The organism is Bacillus sp. 220_BSPC, from assembly GCF_001054655.1.
In the GTDB taxonomy this organism is placed as follows: Bacteria; Bacillota; Bacilli; order Bacillales; family DSM-1321; genus Peribacillus; species Peribacillus frigoritolerans.
In genome coordinates, this window is sequence record NZ_JVPL01000309.1 from 16,751 (window position 1) to 40,951 (window position 24,201).

Sequence of the window (24,201 nt, forward strand, 5' to 3'; positions counted from 1 at the left end):
GTTTACATACTCTTCCAACTTCAAACGAACGACTTCTCGCTGTATTTCTTCTTTTTATGCTTGAAACATTCCCCCTTTTTTAGAAAAATCCCCTCCCAGGTAGACTGTTAAGAACATTTAACACGCTCTCTTTTTTCTCTGTCTACCTGTAGGGAATACCAACTAAACTTACACATAATAGGGTCTCTTGTTCTTATCAAATGTATAATAATATTAGCATCGTAGTGTTATTACGATTAAAACAATGAGGATTCATTTTTATATTTTTTAAAATAGTCATTGATGACTTCCGTTTCAGCTTGATTTATTGAATACAATGAATAAATCAGATCATCCAACTCATTATCTAATGAAATTATTTCCTGTTTTAATCTTGCAAGTTCTGCTTGCATAGGAATGAAGAAATCATATAGCTCGGATTTTGCCTTAAAATCCATTACAACTTTTAAATTTTTTAATTCATCATATAAAATTTGTATAGGATAATCATAAAATTCATTAATTTTATTAGTGAGTCTTATAAGACCATATTCGCTTCGTAATAAGTTCATTGCCTTATCTCTTGTCTGACTAAAAGTACTTAAGTTATTTATTATGTTATTTACCTTATCACCTATTTGTTCTTGTGTCTTGATATCAACAGTTTTAATTGGAAGTTCACGAAGTTCTGTCATTGTTGTTTGACGATAGTCATCCTTAGTTGCGATACTTGAGAAATTAATATAAATATATGAAAGCAGTTTACTATTTAGGAGAGCTAGGATATACAACGGATGGAAACTTTTATCAACTAATATAAATGGATTAATGTCCTTTTTAGTGACCAAATCTTCATATATTATTGTCGCCATTAGCCTATCCTGTCGATTAATTATTCGCCTCATAAAAATTTTCGGATTCCCTATATAATACTTTATTAAACTTTTTTTGTTATTAAGATCAATATAATTTTTCTTAAGTATATTATGTGAGTATCGATAGGTTTGTCCATCTTCTAAGAAAGGGAAACAATTTTCGTTAATTGGTCTATTGTAATATGTGTACTGGCTTTTAACGGGCCCTTGTGTTGATATAGTAATATCTCCAAGCTGTTTAAATTGGCGCGAATTTCTTAGCTGTTTCTTTATTTTACCATATAGTTTATAAGCAGAAAGTCTAGGGAAGATTTTAAAATTATCATGTCCGATATAATTTATCTTGCTGATTCTATCCATTGTTATATCATGTAGTTTAATTTTATTTAGTCTTTCTCTTTTTTCATATTGATAACCAAGATATTCGTTTGAATCAAAGTTCTTATTTGCAACAAAAATACAAGTATCTACATATGCATCGGGAAACATATTGAAAGGTAAATTAATAAGTCTTTCTAGAGAAAGATTTTCACTAAATAATTTACTTCTATAAGTAATATAGTTTGGTCCGGTTTGCCATGTTACTGGGATAATAAGAGACAAATATCCATTTTCATTTAGAAGTTCCGAACATTTTATTATAAAAACGGAAGACATATCCCATTTACTTGTTAAATAATTTTGATACTTACTTTGTAAAAAAGCTTTTTCTGATGGAGGAATAAATTCAATAGGAATATAAGGTGGATTGCCAATAACGACATCAAATCCTCCATTTTCCATTATTTCTTTGAATTTTTCACTCCAATTAAAGGCTCTGTCCTTAACAATATCGTTATCATCAATAACCGAGTTTCCAACTAAGATATTTTCATTTAAAGCAGTTAAAGGCTCATTAATATTAGCTGTTTTTATCCATAAAGAAAGTTTTGTTATTTCAACAGATTCTTTGTTCAAATCAACACCAAAAATATTATTTTTTAGTATAGATTTATCAATACCAATTAGTTCAGTTATTTCAATGGTCTGTTCGAGTGATTGGTCCTCTATAATAAATTCTAGTGTTCTTATAGTCTTAGATACGTTTAAATTTTCTGTATATAAATAATCAAAGGCCTTATTTAAGAAAGCACCGCTGCCGCAAGCTGGATCAATTACCTTAATATTTCTTAGAACTTCTCTATAAGCAACCCAAAAATCAATATGATCTTGAATGTACCTCTTTCTCCAACCCTTATCTTCTGTTTTATCCCAATCTACTAGGTTATTTATACCTAGCCTATTTTTTTGGTTTTCTAGCCATGTTCCAACAGAATGTTCCACAATGTATTCTGTAATAAAATCTGGAGTATAAAATATACCTTCTAGCTTCCTTGTACTACTTGTTTCTTTTTTTAGCTCTTCGATATCATTAATTGATTGTTCAAATATGTGGCCTAGAATATTTACATCAAGGTCCGTAGTGAAGTTATAATCAAAAATACCTTTAATTTCTTTAAATATGCTATTTGGTACATTTAAATAATCTAAAATAGGATCATTTTTAAATAACTCACCATTAAATTTGTTAATTTTAAATTCAGTATTACCACGATCAATGTCCCGAAATAAATTCTGCAAATAAACCCAAATTGATACCCTTACTGCCTTTTCTCCTTCTTCTATTGAGTCGCTTAAAGTAGTGGGTGGTAATAAAGATAAATCTTCACAAAAACGTATAAAAAGTATTCTATCGAGAATCTTTTGAGCTTTTTCCAACAAAACAGACTTATCGTATGTAGGATTATTTTTTATTAAACCTATCCAAAGGTTTTTACGTAATACACTATAAAAAGTATAAAATTCATTTGTTATAAATTGCTGTTGTTTATATCTTATTTCTCCCAATTCGTCAACTTTTGATTTTGTTTTATTACTTTCTGCTAAGAGATTCCTTTTCGTCAATAAAAAATGGAACCTTTTAAATTCAAATTCTAATTCAGCTAATTCACTTAATATGAATCTTTCGAAGGTAGCCTGTGAACGTCCATATTGAAAAACTCTAATTTCATAAATATTAGAGACAATTATCCATTTGCATCCTTCATATTTTGATGCATACAAAAATGCTTGATCAATTGGTGTACCATAACTCTTATTACCTCTTTTTTGGTTTAAGTCGAGTTTTGCTTTAGGTCCTTTTAATTCAACTACAACAGTGGTAGATCGCTGATCTTTATTGAACTTTCCTAAAATGGCATCAGGAACAGTGGAATCTATTTCTGTCGACTTTTCAATTTCGATTTCCCAATTTTCTTTTCCTGATGTAACTGCGGAATATCCTAAAATATCCACGAATATATCATTTAGAAACTGACTTTGTTATTCTTTTTCAGATAATGTCATGATAACTTCTTGATTTTTTATCCAGTTCCTTATTAACTCCATGGATTCTTCCATCTTTTCTGGATGATAATATTGTAATTCTTTATTTATTATCCTAGGATCGAATAACAATGTTTGATTTCTTTCCATATAACTACCCTTTCTAATACAGAACTTTGTTTATATTTTACCATTAAAAACACTTTTTAGTTTATGCGTTAGTTAAATGTGAATTTTAAAAGAATAGGCAGTTAATTATTTGAAAATATTACAACGCTTAAATGCATTGATAAGTTCATTTGGAAATGGAGTATCAAGTTTAATCATTAGAGAAAAAGTAGGGATAATAAGTCCTCTTTGCCATTTGAATTTCTTTTACATTTATATTCCTAGCAATTGAGAGAAGATGGAACCTTTTTTAGTAGCTCCTAATTAGAACAATGCTGAAATGGCAGTCCGTTCGCCTTAAGCTTAATAATGGCGTCAGTTATCGAAATACCTTCTTCAAAGTGAAAATCACTGACTTTGAAATAAAGGTCTTTAACATTATTTTTAGCACGTACCACTGATTTAGTCTTTAAGTCATTTGTATATTATCAACTGTTTAAGGTGGAAATATTTCAATTTATTCTTATATCACCAGGAGCCGAAACAGCACTAAATGTGCTGTTTGCAATGAATTCCTAGTTCAAGCTTTAGGTAATTTCCTATTTTAAAAAATCAGAAGGATGTAGGTAATGTCCCTGTATTTTCAGAAGAAATCATGCCTATAAATTGATATAATAAATTTTTTGATAAATTTACGACAACAACCTTCCATACTAATTCTCAAGATGTTTCTCCACCTTTAAGATTATATTCTGGCATCTCATAGTAGATACATAGCTGCAAAAGCCAAAGGGAGTATCTCTCATCCTTTAAGTATTTTATAAATACTCCCTTTTCTTGGAGATTAATTACTCTAGTTAATGGACTGCTTGTTTTATTATTTATAAAATAATTAATATTTTAATTATCTATTCTATCCCTTCTTCTTTGCGCCAACGTCTTAGAATTTCTACAAACGAAATTTCTTTCCATGGTTTTTGCCACTCATTAAAGAACTTTACACTTTGGGATTTTGGTTCTGGATTTGGTTTATCAAGTTTTATAATGGTTGGCATAATAATCGAATCACCAACTACAATGCATTCTCCAGAAGATAAACTGGGTAAGATTTGTGTTATATTCTTTGTGCTATCCGGTAAGAGGTTCTTTATAAAATTTTGGTCATTACTATTAGTCAAACGCAAAGAGACAAAGTTATTACACTGAGCAAAAATTGTCTCTGATACTTCCGCAGGTCTTTGACTAACAACCATGAGGCTTAATCCGTATTTCCTTCCTTCTTTAGCAATTCTTTCTATTGATTTTTTTGAGGAATTATACTCTGCTCCACCTGTTCTAGGGATATAATTATGTGCCTCTTCACACACAATCATTACTGGTATATCATTTAATAAATCATCATCATGCTGCATTTTAGAATAGTAAAAGCAAAAATCAAAAACTAATCTAGACACAAGACTTACTGTAATACTTAATACTTCAAAAGGTATGCCACTAAGGTCTACTATGGTAATATTTGATCTATTTAAGTATCCTAAAAACTGTTGCATTATTTCTTCAAAATCATGTGTTGAGTATATACTTCCATCTTCTTTATGAGGATCTAATATGAATTTTAATCTTTTATCACTTATTGTAGTCTCAAACCTTGATGTAAATCTATTGAATTCCCCACAAAAGGGACCGTTTGATGCCTTTGTTGCTGCAGCTGTTGATTGAGGAACAAATTCAAGTAATGTATCAAAATAATGCTCTTTTCTATCATTAATTAGCGTTCCATTCAATAGTTTAGGACAGTTTTCCCCTGCCAATTTCCCAATGACTTCTCTGTTCATATTTTCTATATAATTAAAAACCTCTTTAATGCTAAAATAAACTGGTGTATCATAAGTTATCTCATTGACACTTGGGTTATGTTTCTCTTTATTAAGAATAACTGCTTGCTTAAACATAGATATTTGATTATGAGAGTTATTTTCGTTACTTTCAATAAATAATGATTCTAACTCTTGAGAATTCATTAACCAATACGGAAGCTTTAGTTTATCTACTGACAAATTATTCAAAGTAAATTCTTGTTCTTCATCTAAAGTAAAAGCAGACTTATATTCGGAATGAATGTCAAAAATTAGTATATGGGAATTCTTCCTTTCTCCAATATTTAAGTTTTTAGCATCATTTATTCCCACTGCATTTTGTATTATCCTAGCAACAGTACATGATTTACCTGAACCCGTAGATCCTACGATAGCTACATGTTTTCCAAAAAATTTATCCCCATCTATTTTTACCTCTATAGCCTGATTCTGTGAGAGTACACCCATAGGGAAATTATAATCACCATTAGCCTTAAAAATCCTATCCATAAGCCCATCATTAAGAATAAATACCGGTTCAGTTGGTACGGGTAAGGATTTAGTACCTCTTAAAAACTTATCTTCTACTAGGCTGCCTATTGGCTGGCTCTCAATTATTAATTTGAGATCATCTTGAATATTGTAATCTAAAGCTCTAATATTATTTATAACACATATTATAAAATTACTATTACCATCAGATACCTTAAGATACTGTCCTATTTGTAATTTATCTTTGTTGTCTTCAAGATTTTTCAGACTATTTATACCTATTAAAATTAAGTCAGGTGAACTTGAAATTACAGATCCAATGTTATTATTCATATGATTCACTCATTCCCATAATATATCTGATTTGCTTAATTTCATTTAAATCGACTTGTTCAAGATTTATATCCTGAAGATCTAATTCTTTTGGAACATTCCCCATAAAGACGAAAAAATCATCACATTTATTCTCGTTAAAAATTTCTAAGATATTGTTATCATATCGCTTTAATTTTAAAAAGAATTCTGTGTATAAGGATTTTCCAATTTTAGTCCTTACAGGGTCAAGTGAAAATTTGGTTTTATCAAAAAATGTATCAGTCACTAAACCATCATTAAATTTTATATTTTTTCTATGAAGTCTAATTCTTATACTATGAAAAATTTCCTCGCTACAATCTAAACAAAATATTGGAGTTTTATCGTGTACTTCTTTAAAGTGATATTTATTTAAATAATCCGTAATAAACGTTACTATTTCTTCATCAAAATTATCAACAGAAGATTCAGAAACTAAAAAATAACGTAATCTTGAGTTTTTTGCTAAATTTGAATTTAACTGCTTCTTTTTTGTTTTTAATATGATGTCTAAAGTTTTTAGGGACCTCGTCCACCTAGTTACAGCAGTTTTTCTAATGTGAAGCAAATCTTTAATCAGTTTTGAGTTTTTTATTTTCCTCAGGTCCGAATCATGAATGATACTTAAATCTGCAATAATTTGAATAGCATTAGGATAAAATAATTCATCTATACTGTCTTTTGGTAAGTCATTACTACATAATGCTTCCTTTACATCTTCTATTAAGTTCGTTAAGGGTAAACCAAACTCGAGCGTAAATCTTTCTAAGAATAGAGCTATATCAACTTTACCTTTTAACTTCTCTATTAATTTTCTATACTTTTTATCAGTAGACTCAAATATTTTTTTCACTTGTTCTTCAGTTAATTTAATTTCCGTTCCGGAATTTTCACTTGGAAAATGGGCATATAACCTATATTCTATGCGACTTGTTGTATTTTCATAATAATGATCCATCATTTGAAGTATTGGTTTATATACTGTACTGAGTTGAAATTTTTCACTTGCTTCATGATATTTACATTGTATTGCTTTAGTTACTAGAGGAGTCTTCACTTCAATGTCTTCTACTATACCTTCAATGGATATCATAGAATCGTCTTTATCATTTAGAATCTCTAATAACGTTTTATTAAATTGGTAAATAAATCCTTGTATTGTATAATCCGCTGTTCTCTCCAACAAAATTCCCCTTTCTAATTACTCACATCATTATACTATTTTACTACAAATTACCTATTATTTTGTGAAAATAGAAAAAAATCATTTTGAACAATATATTTTTAAAATTTTCACTTTTAATTTTATTAACAAAGAATGATTTCCGCTCAAAATTTTAAATCCTTCAATAATTCAACAACCTGGCTCACTTTGAATAAAGATTAACAGCAACAAACCTACCCTGTTATCTCCATAAGTAATTCAACAAGACCTCTAACAGAGCCTATAAATAAAAGGCAAGCCTTTTGATTTCCCAAAAAGCTTGCCTTTCAAGAATACCTTTAAACCTATTGAATAAGATAAAATCACCTTCACCTTGAGATTTCCTCCCACTAGATGATTGGAGCTTTATCCATCTAAATGAGTGTATAACTAGCCAATTATCGTTCAAATTCTTTTGGAGTGAATCATAAATTCTTCGTTCTCCTGAACTACCGGTATCATAATAATCAGGAGATTTAGGTAATATTTCTGCCATACAATATCCCTTCATTATTAACATTTGTTGTATTTTAAATATATGTCTACTATAGTTTTGTCTATTTTCCTATTATATTTCATTCTACAAAATCTTCTAATCCCCTGCAATTACTATAGGTCTTAAGTAACCCTTGTTTCTTATTTTTAAAAGGTCCCCCTTAATTAATCCAAATTTTTCGCAGTTACTTATGATACGATTCCCTTCGATTAATCCTAAATAAATCTACTTTAAAATTTATCCTCAGCCATTTTTGTTGCTCTTTCAACACATCAACATTTATTCGGTTAATAAATAAAAGGCAACCTCGAAAATCCGACTTTTTTCCATAGGAAAAGCCCATGCGGCTCAAGCACTCACCGCATGGACATCACCGTTTCCATAGTTGCTCACTACTATATAACGAAAAGTTTTCCCATAGATACGAAATCAATATGTAATACTCCCTGACAAACTCCTTTTAGATTTTGCTTTCTTTCCCTCTCTCAGTTAGAATTTCTATCCCCTTACTAAGCATTGACTCCCTAAGCTTTTGCTGGTCAAACTCGAAAGGTAGCATGATCCTCCTTTTTTGTGTCCAACTTATTGACTTAAATCCACAATGGCTTGAGTGGTGATCGCAGATAGAATAATGTAGTAGTGTTTACCGTTTATAGTTATGTCCACCATCTCTTCCTTATAATAAAAATGTTTTACTCAGTTTTCCAATTTTGTAACATATCTATTGCGCATATTGTATAATTTATTTTATTTAGTTCATGATCCAGTAGAACATTCTAAAACAAAAAAGTTGGACATTGAAAGGGGGTGGTTATTTGAAAGGGATGGATTTAAGTATATTATTTGGTATCACTGGTGGGTTGTTATCTCTAGTAGGACTTATTGCAATATTTGTTACAATGAATGCACAGCAAAATATTGAGAAAGCACGTGAAGTTCTTTGGTCACTTCAATCCTTTTATTTACAGCATAGATCTATCACCCTAGATTCTGAGAAGAAGCTTTCGTGGTATTACAATCATTACCGTGATTTGACTCGTACAAAGTTTAATTTCACACGAATTCTTGTAATATTACTCGCATGCTTAACTATAGTATTTGTTGGCTTTTCCTGGTTATATTTCATTTTTCGACATCATTACACCTGGAAAGTGCAGGCCTTTGCTATCATAGCTTGTTTTATCCTTTTTTTATTTGTTTTATTGCTTCTTTGGTTAATAGTTATTCCTAAAGTAGGAAGTTTACCTACTCATGAACAGTTATTTAGTTTAAACCTTGATAGTGATAGGGATCATAAAATAACAAAAAACAAACTAAAAGAAATTCATTCTATTGATATGGAAAGAATCTTTGCTGAAAACATCCATTGTAAGGTAACAGGGACAATATTAACGGGTTTTTCTGAGGCTGATTTTAACACTTGGTATGATATTGAGATTAGATTGCCCTTTCCAGTAGATTATAAGCAAGTAGAAATGAAACTAACTGCCTTAGGAGCTGAAGGGTATCATGAACAATATGGAATTCTAAACCCTACCATTGATGAACAAACAATTAAATGTCATTGGGTTTCGGAAAAAATAGTAACAGATGAACAACTAGAACTAATAAAAAAAGAACATTTAAAAAATAAAGAAGAAAATGAAAGTAAGGATTTTGTTAAGTATAGTTGGGAAACTATTCATATTTTTTCAGTTACCTTACAAATTGACAGGTTAATTTTAAACTTCTATTCTGGTAAGTTCCGCAAAATGAACATAGATTGTCATGAAATCGAATCTACTGTTTTAGCTGGATTTGAAGTAGGATATGAACAATATACAGATAATTATAAATACCTTGAGTCTAATAATTTAACAAATAAACAACGAGATTCAAAAATTAAGTGGGTTGAAAATGAGGATAGTTAATAATGGATAGAGGGACAAGTAATTTGTCTACATTATAGTTTTATGAAAGGCCCTAAGTACTCAGGGCCTTGCTTCTTCTAATAAGACAAATTGCTTTTTATATTCTATGCTTTCACCACTTCCCAAAACAATCTCTCCAGAAAGCAGATGTTTTCTATTTTCAAAAATCCTTTAAAAGCTACTTCACAATGAGTTGAACGGGCAACATGACAACACCCGTCTGGGTAATAGGTATTATCCATTCAACAATTACTTTTATAAAAAAGCCCTCTTTGACGGCTAACCAAAGAAGGCTATATTTTATATTGAGCATACCATCACATCTCAAAATTTTACTGTTTCCTATACAAAAAATACAGTTTTCACATCAAATTACTGGTCACTCACTGGCAACATTTTGGTCACAAACTATAGAAAGCCACCGGAAATTACAGTTCATTTCAAAACTGATAAACACCTCATAAACCATGATATAAAGCCATGTTTGGATGCTTTAGTAAACTATAGAAAATTATCCTTACTACGCTGGCAGTGTAGAGGTCAGCGGTTCGATCCCGCTATGCTCCATTCAAACAACAATTTCTTCGAATATTTACATTAACTAAAAAAGAGACTTCCATATTTCAGGAGAACTCAGATGAAAAAAAATGTTAGCGAACTCTTCTAAGTATTCTTCGCTTAGCATTTTACTTGTAGTATATCTTTAATGGAAAGGCTTTTTTTGTTTTATAGTGAATAAAACTTTAATATTCATCCATTTTGTTATGAAGTAAATAAATTACAGAAAGTTGGGTTACCTGCCTTCTTGTACCTATCATTTTTGCTTTCCGGAATTTAGATAATGCCGACTCTGTACCTTTTCCGAAGTCAGGATCAAATCATTCAGGGCCGTAAAGTTTAGCCTGTAGGATCCAGATGAGATTGCCTTTGCACCATTTTCGCTATAAAAAACTTTTATATAGTTATTTTATTATCGAAGATAATTTTTGCTCAACCCATTTACTGATACTAATCCCTTCTTGTTCAGCTAAATCTGAAATTGTTTCTAACAATTCGATAGGTAACTCCAAACTAGTTTTTCTATTGGAACTACGCAATATCAAAATATCATCTTCATGATGTATTTCTCCACTGATTAAATACGGTAAGAGATCTGCAATACCAAACACCTCAGTTTTTAACGGCTTTTCCCCTGCCTTGATGTAGAGTAAAACTGTTTCACTTTGTTCTCTAAGTCGAATGTTTTCTACTCCCCAAATTTCATATAAATAGTCAAGGAATGGATAAAATACAACTTCATTTTTTGGGACATGAAGCTCAACGTAGCCTTTATAATCCAAAGTAGTCTGATGGATGGAGTATGATGGCTTTAAGGCATAATTATTAATTCCTTCTTCATATGTCAACAACTTTTGGATATTGGGTAGGTAAAAACCAAATACATTTTCTTCATTACGAACCACACGTGCCTCTGGTATTTTGGACGAATGAAATCTTTGAAACAAAGCCATGTCATTTTTCGAATCATAATATTCATATTTTTTTGGACGCTGTGTTTCAGTTGGTTTGAGTGACTTCTCTGCTTCCTGATAGGCTGTTTCCGAAATTACATACGTGATTCTTTCATCACCATAAGGGACAGCCTCGGCTTTTATTGATCCATCTTGGATATACTTATAAACACTTTGTACAGATAACCCCAATTTCTTTGCAACCTCATTGGGACTCATACCAGTAGGGAAAGATTGCTTTTCATAGACTAATCGATCCACTTCCGCTTTTTCATAACGGGCCTCTTTATGTAAACGATGTGGATCCAGGATTTTAATGATTTTCTTCTGCTTTCCATAATGGTAGACCGTTGCCTTGGATACGCCTAATAAATCAGCTACTTCTTTTTGTGTATACCATTCCACTTTACCCCCCTCCCATCCTTCTTGATTATCCGTTCCTGTTATGGGAACATCTTGTTGGTTCCCATTCGTCAATTCCTCATGATACAAGACTGCTTCCGCTTGGCCAAATTTCACACGATATTGGAGACGTGGGTGTTCGATCACTTCCAAAATCACGCCTTCTTTTTTTTCAAATTGTTTAAAGTAGTAAAAACTCTCTGGATCTTCTTCTTCCGTACATGTTTGGAGAACATAAACAGATTCCTCAATTTCATAGGATACAGTCGGTGTGTTTTTTTTATGGTTTAGTTTATTCATAATTCGTCTATTCACCTTTTATCTTTTATTGTTATATGCCTGCCCACTCAAGAGTTACTAATTATTTCATATATCTATCATAATACATAAAATCGATTTACATAAGTATATTTATAAATTCATCTTATATAACCATTATGATTTAATAGTTGAATTCAACAATATTATTATAATTTGTGAATCTAATTATAGAATAATTATCGTGCACCTAAATAAATATAGAATTTATTTAGGTCTCCCATAATTTATTAACTCTTGTAGTTTGATATAATATAATGAGCAACTATAAAAAAGAAAAATAATAAATTTAGACTTTATATTATTGGTAGGTGGATTATAAAAGTTATGGTTACAGGTATGCATGAACTGATAGATAAAAAAAAAGAGATTCAGAGCAGTGAGTGGAAAAAAAGTTTGTCAGACATTTCAATCCACACGTTACAAGAACGATTAGATACGGCAGAAAAGGATGGGCATCATCCTTTTTCAGACTTTAACGATATAGACATGCTACAGTGGTATCTTCATAGGCGAGAACATTTAAAACGGCAACATGAAAAGTCCACCCGCACCGTCCAATCCTATGAGCGAGAACTTACTCAATTTATTGAACAATTACTCACTTATTCGGTGGAAATCAGTATTGACTTGGAAAAAGTTGTGGAGGGCTCCCTCTTTAAATCTTTATCTACCCGGCACATTCGAAGATATCAGGAATGGTTATCAGAAAACAGCCCCTATGTCTTAACAAAAGGAGCGTATTCCGTTGCCACATTATCCAGAAAGACAACCATCATTAAGAGTTTTTTGAAATTCCTGTTCGAATCAGGCTATATCACGGAACCCATTCATGAAGGTTTCTTTAAGATCAATATTCGTAAAGATGATCGGCCGAACCGTGATTTGGGACCAAAGGAAGTCATTCAGCTACTTGATTACTTCAGAGAAATCAACCACCCCATCGTTTTTTCGATCATTCATATCCTAACGATGACAGGCATGCGTAATGAAGAGTTTACAAGACTCCGAGTCAAGGATCTTCAATATGATTCCATTACCAGTACATACTTTTTAGAGGTCCTAGGTAAAGGAAATAAAAAAAGGCAAATCCCACTGAAAGAAAAAGGAATGAAAAGTATTCGCATGTTCCGTTCAGCTAGAGGAATCGACGATATAGACGCAGCGGAAGGAGACGATCCGCTCTTTACGACCAATACTGGCCGTGCCTACTCTCCCTCTTATTTGTCTCAATACCTAACAAAAGCCATTAAAGAGAGTGGATTGCCTTTTTTGAAGTTTCGTTCTTCTTCCATTGGTCCTCATACCTTTAGGCATGCTTTTGCCATCATTTCTCACTTAAATGGAGTGGATGTCTATCAGATTATGAAGAGTCTGGGCCATGAGCAGCTATCCGCTACAGAAATTTATTTGGAGAAGGTTTTTGAAAAAGAACGCCATGCGATTCATTTGTGGAAATCAGATGTGTTTGGAGAGTATATATAATAGAAGAAACTCGTCATATATAGAGAAGTTTTACTGAATTTTGGGCTTAAGTCCGGCGTTGCTGGAGCAGCAATTGTGTGGTATTTTCATAAAATAAGGGATGAAAAGGCCACACACAATGTGAGGCCTTTTTGTATTGGCTTTATGATACTTCTTAAATGCATATATTGTGTATCTATATGGCTAAATGCTCGGTTGTGCTCCTATATCAAACATAATTTCCGATCCCGTCATGGACGGTACGAGATTAGAGGCAAGCGACATACGAAGGAAGCAATCTCATCTAGGTTACCCCTTTTACCAAGAGTAATTGAGAAAAGAACTATTTTTTCTACTACTGTTTTCTACGAGCAGTGATTGTTTCTCCTCCAATACCCCAATTGTCAGTATTAACCTCATCAATTACCACGAAAGTCGCATTGGGGTTCTTATCGAGTACGTCCACTAGAAGCTGTGTTACCCCTTTAATCAGTAACGCTTTTTTCACTGGATCCACCTTGTCATTGGTAATTTTGATATTTACGTATGGCATAATAATTACCTCTCTTCATATTAATTTTAAATTTCTTCTCAAATTGAATGCATAGCTCAAACTAGTTTTACACTTGCTACTTCTGGCAAAGTAACAGTAAATTCCTAACATTTGTTGGACCTATTATTTGGCCATGCGTTGTTGCAAGTGTGAAGATGTAATTCTCCGATAATTACTAGTGTTGGTGTGACAATCCACTTTCCTGTTACATAGTCAAGATAGGTCTTTAGATTTTATCAATCACTTTCTGCTATCTAAATGCCTTCCTTCCCTCATTCGAATTCTCGAAAGTTCGTCAAATTCTGCTACAACAGTCACTCTCACAGTAAATCTTATAGTCAAACGTGATTTTAGATCTCAATCCTCTGTTTTAAGTGGGAGGGAACCTTCGAATCGAGGAATGTTTTTGGGGAGCTAGTTTCCGATTCTTTTAAAGTGCCGTAATATGCTCTCTCAATAATTAATTGAATATCTTCAGCATTTGTAAGTCTAGGATTTACAAATACATTTCCACTTCTCATGGCATCCTCCACCAATTTCGGTACATATTCCAATGAGACACCAAACTCTTTGATATTAAGTGGGATATTCATGGATTGATTCATTTCAATGACCGTGTCAATTGCCTTTTCAGCTGCCTGCATAGTTGATAAACCAGCAACATTATTTCCCAAAGCCAATGCTATATCCTTGTACTTATCTGGACATGCACGGAGATTAAACTTCATTATAAAAGGCAGCAGAGCTGCGTTCGCGATTCCATGCGGGATATTAAAGACTCCCCCAAGCGTATGAGAGATTGCATGTACATTTCCTAATCGTGACTGTGCAAATGCCGCCCCAGCAATCATGGATGCGACAAGCATATTTTCCCTGGCTTCAATATCTGTCCCGACAAAGTAGGCTTTTGTTAAATTCTCGCCAATCATTTTAATGGCTTGAATCGCAAGTGCCTGACTAACAGGGTTAGCCGCTTTGGATGTATAAGATTCAATTGCATGTGTTAGTGCATCCATACCAGGTGCTGCTGTTAACCCCTGTGGCAGTTGTAGAGTAAGTGCTGGGTCCAATATAGCTAAGCTAGGAAATAAATATGAACTAATTACACCAAATTTAAACGATTTTTCTTTATTAGTTACAACCGTAGCATTTGTTGCCTCGCTCCCTGTCCCAGCCGTTGTTGGAACTGCTATGATTGGAAGTGGAGGAATACTAATCTTCTCTACTCCTTCATAATCCAATATATTTCCGGAATTTGTCGCCATCACAGCTATTCCTTTAGCGGCGTCAATACTGCTCCCGCCACCTACAGCCAGTACAGCATCGCTATTATGAAGACTAAGGTACTGGGTACCCTTATGAATCGTTTCAACAGAAGGATTCGGTTCCACCTCATCAAAAATATCATAGTCTAAGTTTACAGATAGGAGTGATTTTTCAATTCCTTCTAAAAGGTTGGCTGCCCGCACTCCTTTATCTGTTACGATGAGTACTCTGGTAGCTCCCAATTCTATAATCATTTCCCCTATCTTTCCAGATATCCCATTACCGCACTCCACTCGCGTCGGCATAAAATACGAATAAGAAATTAAGGACATAAATTAATACTCCCTCTCTACTAAAGTTTTCCTTTGATTTGCGTTAATTAATCTATTTAAGTATCCTTTAATAAGACATTTCCTTAGTTACCTCTTTTAAGCTACTTTCTACATCATTGATAATTGTTTCAAAAATATACGCTGGAAAATGTATAACTTAATTTATTGTCATCAAAAGATTAATTATTCTAATTTTTAATTATCTTGGAAATAGATGAGAGATAATTAGGTAAATACCCCACAAATCATGAATAACCTTTAACTACTTTTATAATTTTCATCTTAATATCGTTTATTTTAGACAAATAGTTCTTTTATCCTTTTCTGTTGCTATTCTATCCCTCTTTATCTAGTGTGTTACTACACTGTTTCAAAGAGTTATATTTGAATTAAACAGTGTAGTAATAAAAATGAGCATTTTCTTCTTCCTCTGTTAATTAATCTGCCCAATTACCGTTATTTGGAAATTCATGAAAGTCTTTAGGTTCATGTGAAAGATAAATTGGTATACCTGCGTTCTCAATAGCACGAACCTTCATATAAGAGTTGGTAAGAATTTCGGTGTTCCAATCATAAGGCATCGGGGCCAAGTTTGTGTATGCCTCTTTAAGATGAGCCACATCCGCACCCAAACATATAGGACCTCGATTCTCCAATCGAACAATCGCAGCTTGGTGTCCTGGTGTATGTCCTGGAGTCTTGATAAGTTTAATGCTTCCATCTTGAAATAAGTCAATATCTCCTTCGATTTGTAAAAAGTTATATCCTCTCGTATCCTTATAATCGTTGTAGCAATACACTATTCCTGGCCATGAATCAGGCCACCACGCATAACGCAGTTCGCTCTTTTGCACGACAAAGGTTGCGTTCGGAAAATGACACATACCACCCGCATGATCTAAGTGCAGATGAGATAAGATGACGTATTTTACATCATCCAACTTATATCCCAGTTTCATTAACTGACGATCAATGGCTTCATCACGTGTCATACTGCAACCTAATGCGTCACGCTTACCCGGTCCCCAATATTTTTCCGCTGCTTCAGGATCCGCCACATTATAGTTGACCCCTGTATCAAAAAGGATTACACCTTTATGTGGATGCTCGATAATCCAAACGCTTGTCGGTACAGTGATTTTTCCTTCTGCCCCAGTCATAAGTATCCCTTTATTAATATCCAAACGACCACTATCCACCACAGTCACTCGTACACCCGTTCTCATATCATTACCCCCTAATTCTAAATACGCTTTTCATACTTACTTTAATTTTTTAATATCGTAACCATGAATTTCAATTTATAAAGTGATGTTCTCTCAATACGGGTAAAATCTATTTAACTCGCCTGATAAACTGGATTAATCTTCAAATCGGTTATCTGTTTTTTTAATATTGAATATCTTTTGGAGAATTTTCTGAAGTTTGACTCATCTCATTATCTGAAAATCTTCCTGCATATTCTATGCTGTTTTCCAGAAAAGTGGGTCCGAGCTACTTTAGTAACCGCTATGGACCCTGCTGTTTCTTGATTTAAAAACTGTAAAGAAGAAAGTTCTTAAACAATGTTTGGAGATTCTATCTGATAAAGATACGCCTGTATTCTAATTGAGGCTGGTAGTATGAAAATCAGGAACCGTTGATCTTTACCTTTGTGTAATTTTTACTTTATCTTCGGTAAAATGAGGCATTACTTCTGTACAGAATAACTCTAGTGAACGCATTACTTTTTCCTGTGGAATCGCTCTAGTAAAATTGAAGAACATCAAATGTTTCACGCCTGTTTCTTTTATTAACTGCTCGATTTGTTGTCTTACTTGCTCCGGTGTTCCGGCTATACAGAAACCACGTTCCAAGAGTTCATCATATTCCCCTGTTAGTTGATCCACTGTTTCTCCTTCACGCAAGTTACACGCATTAAATCCATCCGGAGCGAACCAATCTTTCCAAATGAATCCAGCGCCTTTTGATTGCCAATGTTTTGCTTCTTCTTCGGTATCGTAGACGAATACATCGCGTATTAACACAATCCGGTCACCACGCTCGCGATTATACCCACTTTTATTCGCTTCTTCATGGTACACATCGAATAAATGATTAACTAATTTTGAATTAGTGGTCATAACAACTGGTTGTGCACCACGTTTTGCACACCAACGGATCGTTGATTCACTGAAGGAAAACGGATGCCATAAGTCAACTTCCTCTTGATAAGGAAGCGGCGCGATACCAACTTCTTCAAGAATTCCATCTTCATTTAAACCTTCCTGGTGAGTCTTGTAGCCATAATCAACTGGAACCGGGATTTGGTACTCACCTTCATGTTTGAAGGTGCCGCCTTTCCATGCTTTCTGAACAATATTGAAGTAGTCTTCAAATACTTCTTTATTACGTTCATCCTCATTAACATTGTTATTTGAAATACCAACATTATTTTTCTGACCTATTGTGCGTACCCAGCGATGTTGATAGCCACGGGCGAAAGCGGCAAATGCCCTGCCTTTTGTCATTTGATCAAGCAAAGCAATATTCTCTGCAAGACGAATTGGATTATGTGTCGGCAATACATTTCCTAACTGGCCAACTTTTATTCTTTCCGTTTGCAGACCGAGATAAAGGTCAAGCATAATAGGGTTGGTGGAAACTTCATAGCCTTCAACGTGGAAATGATGTTCGGTTATGCAGAGCGCGTCAAAACCCATTTTATCGATGTATTGCGCTTGCTCAAGAAGATCTTGAAGCAATGATTGATAAAGTTCCCGATCTTGTCCAGCCAATCTTCCTCTTTGCCTAACATCTTCTTCCTCTGCGATTGCCGGTAAGTAAAACATAGAAAATTTCATTTTGTATTCCTCCTAATTTTTAGTGGTGGGATGTTACTTGTAGAAAAATTATAAGTTTTGTTTCATACATCTTTAATTAAATTGTTCATTACACTTAACAAAGATTCATTTTTCATTGAGGTCCACGAAGGGTTTTATTATCGATATCGCTTACATTTCTATTTAGTTTAAGAAAAAAGTATGAGCATTCTCGTTTCCGTTATGAGACCCCCTTTTTCAATTTATAGGTAACTGCACTCTCAAACTAATACAATGCAAGTATCGTACCAACAAATATAAAATAAAAAAAACCAATTTAAAGCTATGAAAACATAGATTTTATACTGTAAAGCAACTAAGATTTTAAGATTGAGTGTTTAATTTCGATACAATTGTTTCATTTTTCTGAACATTACCTCTAAATATGTTGTTGAAAATTATGAATATTTAGATTAATATAAAGGCAAGCAGCGACCAACTAACTCCTGCTAAATTATTAAAGCGCTTTCAAAAGGAGAATGGTCATGAGTTCTTTTAAATTTAATCCTAAATCTAAAAATCCATTGGAGTTGCGAAAATCCTGGGAACTTTTTATGGAGAAGGATATAATTAGCCCCCATATACCAAAGGTTATTTCTGAATCTTGGAAATCACACAAACATAAAAACATTGACCCCTTTCGACCAAAAGTAGACATTGATCTCCATACATATGATCAATATATGAATAATAATGAATACATTATTGAGTCCTCTACAGATATTATAAAGGATCTTGGCGAATATTTGGACTATACGTCGGTTGAACTCTTTAATGCAGATGCTCTTTTGGTGAAGATGTATGGAGATCAGAAAATAATAGAACGTTTATCTGAAATCAATAATGCGCCTGGAGGAATACACGATACTCAAGCCGGAACAAACGCCGTAACCCTTGCTTTAGAACATAATAAACCTGCTTTTGTAGCTGGAGCTGAGCATTTTTGTAGTATGTTTCATGAGATAAGCTGCTTGGCCATGCCAATTTTTAATAAGAACACTAATAAGGTACAAAGCGTGATTGATTTTACAGGACCGCTCGAGGTTTTCAACTCTCATACATTTGGTCTATTACACTCAACGAGAGTTGCTATTCAAAAAAATTTAGATAATCTTTATTTAGAGCAGTACAATATTTTATTGGATCATTTCCAAAATCAATTTCTGAACGGTTCAGCATCCGCTCTTATTATTAATAGTGATAAGGTAATTATCAGATGTTCTGAAAAAGCAGCTCATTTACTTGGTGCCTATGGAAAGGATTGGAATAGATACTCTATTTCATCCTTGGGTATTCCCAATTTAGATTTCCATTTGGAATTAAATGAAAATGAAATAGAATTTTACAGTACATTGGGCCATGATCTTGATGTTCGAATTGTATTAAATCGTATTTTTCATAAAAAGTTATTTCAAGGGTGGCTTATGCGATTGATTCCAATAGTAAAGACTGTTCATGAGCCTAAAAAGAAAAGAAAACTCTCATTTAATGACTTGATTGGCAACAGCGATTCATTCCAGGTAGCAATCAATACAGCAAAAAAAATAGCATCCAGTCAAGCACCTGTGCTTATTTTAGGTGAAACAGGGACCGGAAAGGAAATGTTTGCAAAAGCTATTCATAATAGTAGTGAAAAACCATTCGTCACAATAAACTGTGGAGCAATTCCAAAAGAATTAATTGGCAGTGAATTATTCGGATATGAAGAGGGGGCCTTTTCAGGAGCAAAAAAAGGGGGACAAAAAGGAAAGTTTGAGCTGGCAAACGGAGGTACTATATTTCTTGATGAAGTTGGAGAACTAACACTCGAGCATCAAGTTTATTTACTAAGGGTATTGCAGGAAAGAGAACTTTATCGCTTAGGCGGTAAAAAACCTATTCCGTTAGATGTTCGAGTGATCGCAGCTACTAACGTAGAATTAAGGGAATCCATAAAGAATAATACATTCAGAGAGGATTTATATTTCCGGCTTAATATTTTAAGTTTGCGCTTACCATCATTACGAGAAAGAGGCAAAGAAGACATTATCCGGCTGATAAACTTTTTTGTCATTTTATATAATCGTAATGAAGGGAAAAAAGTGTCCCTAACTAAAGAAGCACTGGATTTAATGGCAAGTTATCAATGGAAAGGTAATGTGAGAGAGCTTGAGAACAGTGTTTACAGACTAATTGTATTAGCCGAGCACCAAAGCATTTCGCCCGAAGATGTCCGTCTAATATTAGACGAACCATTCGTGGAAGAAGTAGATAGTTCGGTTAAACCGGTGTCGATGAATGAAATTGAAAGAAATGGAATTTTGCAAGTACTTCGACATCACAACGGCCATTTAACTAAAGCCGCAAAAGAACTGAATATTTCCAGAGCCACTCTATATAGAAAAATGGAAAAATATCAAATTAATATAGATAGAATTCTAGAATGAATTGTTAATACTTGGAAGTAACAGAACTAGAATAGGAGCTTGAGAATTCGCTGTGTCTTCGTATATGCAGGTCATTTGAGTATGCCTTCGTGTTACCGGTTGTGGTGCAAATATGAACTTTTAGAAACATAGAATTTCAATATCCTTTTCATCTATGAATTATGAGACTATTCCAAATAATTTATGTTTCAATCTCGCTTTGGACAGACTTCATCCCTTGTTGAAGATGTCCTTTTTTTGCATATGCATATCCTCCACTCCACAAATGAATTTGGCAGTTCGAAACGTTTTTAATCCTAGCATAGAACGGACTTGCTTCTTTAAAAAGCGATGATCTTGCTTCACTATGTTATTCAAGTTCTTCTGAAATCTAAGTCGTATACCATCAGGTATGCTTTTCTCTTTCTTCAACACTTCAATTAATATAGGATAAGCCCCATTCTTATCGACCGTTATGACACGCGGCTTAGAAACATGAAAAAACCGCAAAGCTTTCTTAAAGAAGTGCTTTGCAGCCTTTTTGTCTCTTGTTTTACTAAGATAAAAATCAATCGTGTTTCCTTTGGAATCCACTGCACTATAACAGATACATCCTTGACCTATTTACTTTGATATACGTCTCATCGACTCTCCAGAAGTCATTTGTTTGGCTTAAGGTGACAAATCTAATTCCGGTCCATGTTGATGAACCCAACGCATAACTGTTCTTTGAACCATCGATAAGCTGAGTTTTTCCATTACATTACGAAAGCTACCGCAGGTACCATCTCACAATAACAAAATCATGTTAGGCTGATAATGTTTCCCCTTGAATAATTTTGATTTTCCATACTGAATCAGCACCTTTTTTAGATTAATAGTATCTGTACGATTTAGATATTAACTGCAATTATTGAATTTATTGCACCAGAACCCTTATTTTTATAAGAATACTTATTGTAATAATTTTTTCATATTTATTATATCCCTGGAGAAATCAGTTATTTGATCTAGTATATCTTGATTAGCAATATAGTTATTTTTAAAATCTTCGTTGTGAACGAATACGTAACTAGGGGCTACATGTGCTCCGAAATAACCTGCGATTGGTTTGAGTTGATTTTCAACCATTAAGTAATGTTTATAGTTACCCCCTACAGCAGTGAACCCGATTACTTTATTTTTCATAACTTGAGGCGAGATTAAATCAAAAAGGTTTTTCAACACCCCACTATAAGTCCCATGAAAAATTGGTGTAACGATAATATATAAATCTGCATTCGATATAAGATTTATGATTTGTTTAGTATCTTCGTTATAATCTCCCGTGTCACGGCCATCGCAAAATTGAATATCGAACTCTTTTAGATTTAAGTGTTCAGTCTCCATACTAGGGTCCATTTTTGCAATATCTTCTAAAATTTTTTCTGTGACTATTGCAGTTTTTGAACCTATTATAGTCCCGCTTATACCTAATAATTTCATAAAGAGTATTCTTCCTCTCATTTATGAGGGAATCGGTTCCTAACCGCACCCATCAAAAATTAATTTTAGTTTTCTATTAACTAAAATAAAGTTAATATCATTGTTATTTCTTTAGTTTTGATTCTTTTATGAATAATCTTAAATAGTGTAGTTGAATCATTTAATAAGATAGTTATTAATTAGTTACATAAAACTCTGGTGGAATTGATGCAAAATGTCTTCTGTGGTATAGCATAGGTTCCCTTTTTTCAATCTGAATATCAATGACTTCACCAATTAAAATAGTGTGATCTCCAGCTTCTATGGTCTTAAACGTTTTGCATTGAAGAACTGCAAAAGCCCCATCGATGATAGGAAGGTTCTGTTCTGAAAGCTTCCATTCGCATGTGCTGAAACGATCAACATTTTTACTAGAAAAGTTCTTACATAAATCTTGTTGACTACTAGCTAAAATGTGTACAGCAAATTTCTCTCCATTAATAAAAGAATTAAGATTAGTAGCTTTATTATCTATTGACCAGAGTAGTAGAAGAGGCTCGAGTGAAACAGAAGCAAATGAATTTACAGTTAAACCAGCAGGATTTCCATCTTTGTCAGTTGTGGTTACCACAGTTACTCCAGTTGGGTAATTCCCCATGACTTCTTTGAATAAAGTTTGATACTTTTCATTTGACATTATTGATTTCCTCTTTTCTCATTTATTTTATCGAGACTCTCCTATTTCTTGTTCAACACTCATTCACCTTGGTTCTTTGTTTACTTATTGAGCAACTTTGTATTGACACCAAAATTTTTTTAATAGTTGTGTTAATCCCCCATGACCAAACTTTATTTTCCCATCGCTTTTTTGACACGTTCTTACAAATAGAAAAAAACTCAGAATTGCCTCTCTGCGTTGTAGAATGTTATGGACCTCTTGATCATAAAACCACTTTTCTACTGTATTGTATACACCCCTATTCACTTTATATTCTTCTTCGCAAAATCTAACAAAAAGCAAATCCGGCATATGAAGATGTGTGTCGGTCTGAAATTTTTCCATAAATACTCCTTTGTCTTTTGAAAAATTCGTTATATCACACATTGTTATATGGTTGAGTAATCTCATAGCCCAGCTTTTCTTTTCAGCCTAAAGAAGAGGTTCGGTTGACAAAAGGTAAATCTTATATAAATAATTTTTGCCACAGGAGGATTTCACTATCTAATTTTTGACTGATTTTTATTACCTCCGGATTAGTTATGCCTTTCTTTACTGCCAAATCAAACATGTCCTGACGATATTCATCAATACTCTTCCTTAGAGCCAATACTCTCCAATCCATTCACTTTACTCCTTTCTAGCTTATTTGAAGAACTATTCCCTTTCTTCTTGGATCGTAGGAGTTTTCATCAACTCCATTAGGCGGTTCCAAATCACAGGTAGGGCAGGTATAAAAAACTTAAGTCGCAAGCCTCATCTAAAAATTCGTTGACAACTAATTCAATCAAGAGAGTAAATGTTATCGTATTTTGTAACTCCATTCTTTCTTTGTTCTTGTATAAGACTTAAGGTAATTTCGTGCCCTTAATCTAATAAAAGCAAGAATCATGCCAACACATATTTAATAAATAAATCTTTTAAAAGGCTATAAATACGGAAAGTTCAGTACCCCTCTCTGGAGAGCAATTTAGATTTTCTAAAACGGAATGTTTTATTTTGATACAAATGTTTCATTTTATATATTGAATCGATAATATGTAATTTTTCAAAGTAGAATTTTTTAAGCAAGGGTGTGATTAGATGATAGATTTACCAAGAGAATTACCAAAGATAGTTGGGTTGAAGGTTTTTATGATTATAGATTTTATAATTTAATAGATAATTCTAAAAGTTATGAGTTATGCTAAAGTATAATAATTCATCGTGCACCTATTGCAAGTAATTAGTCCAACCAGCTTTACAGAAGAGGGTGGAAATAGAAGAAGA

Annotated in this window: 17 protein-coding genes and 1 pseudogene; 3 read left to right on the forward strand and 15 right to left on the reverse strand. The window is 33.2% G+C overall.

What is annotated here, in order from left to right; genetic code table 11:
- Positions 1-236 precede the first annotated feature (236 nt).
- The 5 genes from ADA55_RS25930 to ADA55_RS25945 form a co-directional block, all read right to left on the reverse strand.
- Positions 237-3,188, reverse strand: a complete 2,952-nt coding sequence (locus ADA55_RS25930; RefSeq protein ID WP_048689216.1) for an Eco57I restriction-modification methylase domain-containing protein — start codon at positions 3,186-3,188, stop codon at positions 237-239.
- 27 nt (positions 3,189-3,215) lie between these two features.
- Positions 3,216-3,368 carry a hypothetical protein gene (locus ADA55_RS29755; RefSeq protein WP_153246178.1) on the reverse strand — a complete coding sequence of 51 codons (153 nt, stop codon included), beginning with the start codon at positions 3,366-3,368 and terminating at the stop codon, positions 3,216-3,218.
- 866 nt (positions 3,369-4,234) lie between these two features.
- Positions 4,235-6,007, reverse strand: a complete 1,773-nt coding sequence (locus ADA55_RS25935; protein WP_048689218.1) for an ATP-binding protein — start codon at positions 6,005-6,007, stop codon at positions 4,235-4,237.
- On the reverse strand, positions 6,000-7,211 hold the full coding sequence (locus tag ADA55_RS25940; protein ID WP_048689221.1) for a hypothetical protein: 1,212 nt from the start codon (positions 7,209-7,211) through the stop codon (positions 6,000-6,002). The genes ADA55_RS25935 and ADA55_RS25940 overlap by 8 nt, the downstream gene beginning before the upstream one ends.
- A gap of 262 nt (positions 7,212-7,473) precedes the next feature.
- On the reverse strand, positions 7,474-7,728 hold the full coding sequence (locus ADA55_RS25945) for a hypothetical protein (RefSeq protein ID WP_048689223.1): 255 nt from the start codon (positions 7,726-7,728) through the stop codon (positions 7,474-7,476).
- Between the two features lie 815 nt (positions 7,729-8,543).
- On the opposite strand from ADA55_RS25945, the gene ADA55_RS25950 reads away from it, so the two are divergent.
- Entirely contained in the window at positions 8,544-9,638 is a 1,095-nt protein-coding gene (locus ADA55_RS25950; RefSeq protein ID WP_048689225.1) for a hypothetical protein, read from the forward strand.
- Positions 9,639-10,600: 962 nt separating this feature from the next.
- Here the strand turns inward: ADA55_RS25950 and ADA55_RS25955 are convergent.
- Entirely contained in the window at positions 10,601-11,851 is a 1,251-nt protein-coding gene (locus ADA55_RS25955) for a helix-turn-helix domain-containing protein (RefSeq protein ID WP_142398501.1), read from the reverse strand.
- 345 nt (positions 11,852-12,196) lie between these two features.
- Between ADA55_RS25955 and ADA55_RS25960 the strand changes: the two genes are divergently transcribed.
- The gene (locus ADA55_RS25960) at positions 12,197-13,354 is read left to right on the forward strand and encodes a tyrosine-type recombinase/integrase (protein ID WP_226990548.1); all 1,158 of its coding nucleotides are present in this window, start codon (positions 12,197-12,199) and stop codon (positions 13,352-13,354) included.
- Between the two features lie 334 nt (positions 13,355-13,688).
- Here the strand turns inward: ADA55_RS25960 and ADA55_RS25965 are convergent, their stop codons facing one another.
- From ADA55_RS25965 to ADA55_RS25980, 4 genes are all read right to left on the reverse strand, one after another.
- Positions 13,689-13,886, reverse strand: coding sequence for a tautomerase family protein (locus tag ADA55_RS25965; protein WP_048689228.1), 198 nt, complete (start codon positions 13,884-13,886; stop codon positions 13,689-13,691).
- 350 nt (positions 13,887-14,236) lie between these two features.
- Positions 14,237-15,484, reverse strand: a complete 1,248-nt coding sequence (locus ADA55_RS25970) for an iron-containing alcohol dehydrogenase (RefSeq protein WP_065421227.1) — start codon at positions 15,482-15,484, stop codon at positions 14,237-14,239.
- A gap of 437 nt (positions 15,485-15,921) precedes the next feature.
- Positions 15,922-16,710, reverse strand: coding sequence for an N-acyl homoserine lactonase family protein (locus ADA55_RS25975; RefSeq protein ID WP_048689230.1), 789 nt, complete (start codon positions 16,708-16,710; stop codon positions 15,922-15,924).
- A 420-nt stretch (positions 16,711-17,130) separates the two neighbouring features.
- Positions 17,131-18,327 carry an LLM class flavin-dependent oxidoreductase gene (locus ADA55_RS25980; RefSeq protein WP_048689235.1) on the reverse strand — a complete coding sequence of 399 codons (1,197 nt, stop codon included), beginning with the start codon at positions 18,325-18,327 and terminating at the stop codon, positions 17,131-17,133.
- A gap of 503 nt (positions 18,328-18,830) precedes the next feature.
- Between ADA55_RS25980 and ADA55_RS25985 the strand changes: the two genes are divergently transcribed.
- Entirely contained in the window at positions 18,831-20,771 is a 1,941-nt protein-coding gene (locus ADA55_RS25985; RefSeq protein ID WP_048689238.1) for a sigma-54-dependent Fis family transcriptional regulator, read from the forward strand.
- A gap of 210 nt (positions 20,772-20,981) precedes the next feature.
- Here the strand turns inward: ADA55_RS25985 and ADA55_RS25990 are convergent.
- From ADA55_RS25990 to ADA55_RS28980, 5 genes and pseudogenes are all read right to left on the reverse strand, one after another.
- Positions 20,982-21,557: pseudogene (locus ADA55_RS25990) on the reverse strand (IS6 family transposase).
- A 147-nt stretch (positions 21,558-21,704) separates the two neighbouring features.
- Positions 21,705-22,235, reverse strand: a complete 531-nt coding sequence (locus tag ADA55_RS25995) for an NADPH-dependent FMN reductase (protein WP_048689247.1) — start codon at positions 22,233-22,235, stop codon at positions 21,705-21,707.
- Positions 22,236-22,410: 175 nt separating this feature from the next.
- Positions 22,411-22,911, reverse strand: a complete 501-nt coding sequence (locus tag ADA55_RS26000) for a flavin reductase family protein (RefSeq protein WP_048689250.1) — start codon at positions 22,909-22,911, stop codon at positions 22,411-22,413.
- Positions 22,912-22,995: 84 nt separating this feature from the next.
- A complete protein-coding gene (locus tag ADA55_RS26005; protein ID WP_065421228.1) occupies positions 22,996-23,277 on the reverse strand; it encodes a hypothetical protein in 282 nt (93 codons plus the stop codon).
- A 121-nt stretch (positions 23,278-23,398) separates the two neighbouring features.
- On the reverse strand, positions 23,399-23,557 hold the full coding sequence (locus tag ADA55_RS28980; protein ID WP_081088650.1) for an aspartyl-phosphate phosphatase Spo0E family protein: 159 nt from the start codon (positions 23,555-23,557) through the stop codon (positions 23,399-23,401).
- Positions 23,558-24,201: the final 644 nt, after the last annotated feature.

Excerpts from the sequence above, each read along its gene's own strand:
- ADA55_RS25960 (WP_226990548.1), top strand. The coding sequence starts at position 12,197 with ATGGTTACAGGTATGCATGAACTGATAGATAAAAAAAAAGAGATTCAG.
- ADA55_RS25980 (WP_048689235.1), bottom strand. The coding sequence starts at position 18,327 with ATGAAATTTTCTATGTTTTACTTACCGGCAATCGCAGAGGAAGAAGAT.
- ADA55_RS25970 (WP_065421227.1), bottom strand. The coding sequence starts at position 15,484 with ATGTCCTTAATTTCTTATTCGTATTTTATGCCGACGCGAGTGGAGTGC.
- ADA55_RS25995 (WP_048689247.1), bottom strand. The coding sequence starts at position 22,235 with ATGAAATTATTAGGTATAAGCGGGACTATAATAGGTTCAAAAACTGCA.
- ADA55_RS25955 (WP_142398501.1), bottom strand. The coding sequence starts at position 11,851 with ATGAATAAACTAAACCATAAAAAAAACACACCGACTGTATCCTATGAA.
- ADA55_RS25965 (WP_048689228.1), bottom strand. The coding sequence starts at position 13,886 with ATGCCATACGTAAATATCAAAATTACCAATGACAAGGTGGATCCAGTG.
- ADA55_RS25945 (WP_048689223.1), bottom strand. The coding sequence starts at position 7,728 with ATGGCAGAAATATTACCTAAATCTCCTGATTATTATGATACCGGTAGT.
- ADA55_RS26005 (WP_065421228.1), bottom strand. The coding sequence starts at position 23,277 with ATGGAAAAATTTCAGACCGACACACATCTTCATATGCCGGATTTGCTT.
- ADA55_RS29755 (WP_153246178.1), bottom strand. The coding sequence starts at position 3,368 with ATGGAAAGAAATCAAACATTGTTATTCGATCCTAGGATAATAAATAAA.
- ADA55_RS25935 (WP_048689218.1), bottom strand. The coding sequence starts at position 6,007 with ATGAATAATAACATTGGATCTGTAATTTCAAGTTCACCTGACTTAATT.
- ADA55_RS25985 (WP_048689238.1), top strand. The coding sequence starts at position 18,831 with ATGAGTTCTTTTAAATTTAATCCTAAATCTAAAAATCCATTGGAGTTG.
- ADA55_RS26000 (WP_048689250.1), bottom strand. The coding sequence starts at position 22,911 with ATGTCAAATGAAAAGTATCAAACTTTATTCAAAGAAGTCATGGGGAAT.
- ADA55_RS28980 (WP_081088650.1), bottom strand. The coding sequence starts at position 23,557 with ATGGATTGGAGAGTATTGGCTCTAAGGAAGAGTATTGATGAATATCGT.
- ADA55_RS25975 (WP_048689230.1), bottom strand. The coding sequence starts at position 16,710 with ATGAGAACGGGTGTACGAGTGACTGTGGTGGATAGTGGTCGTTTGGAT.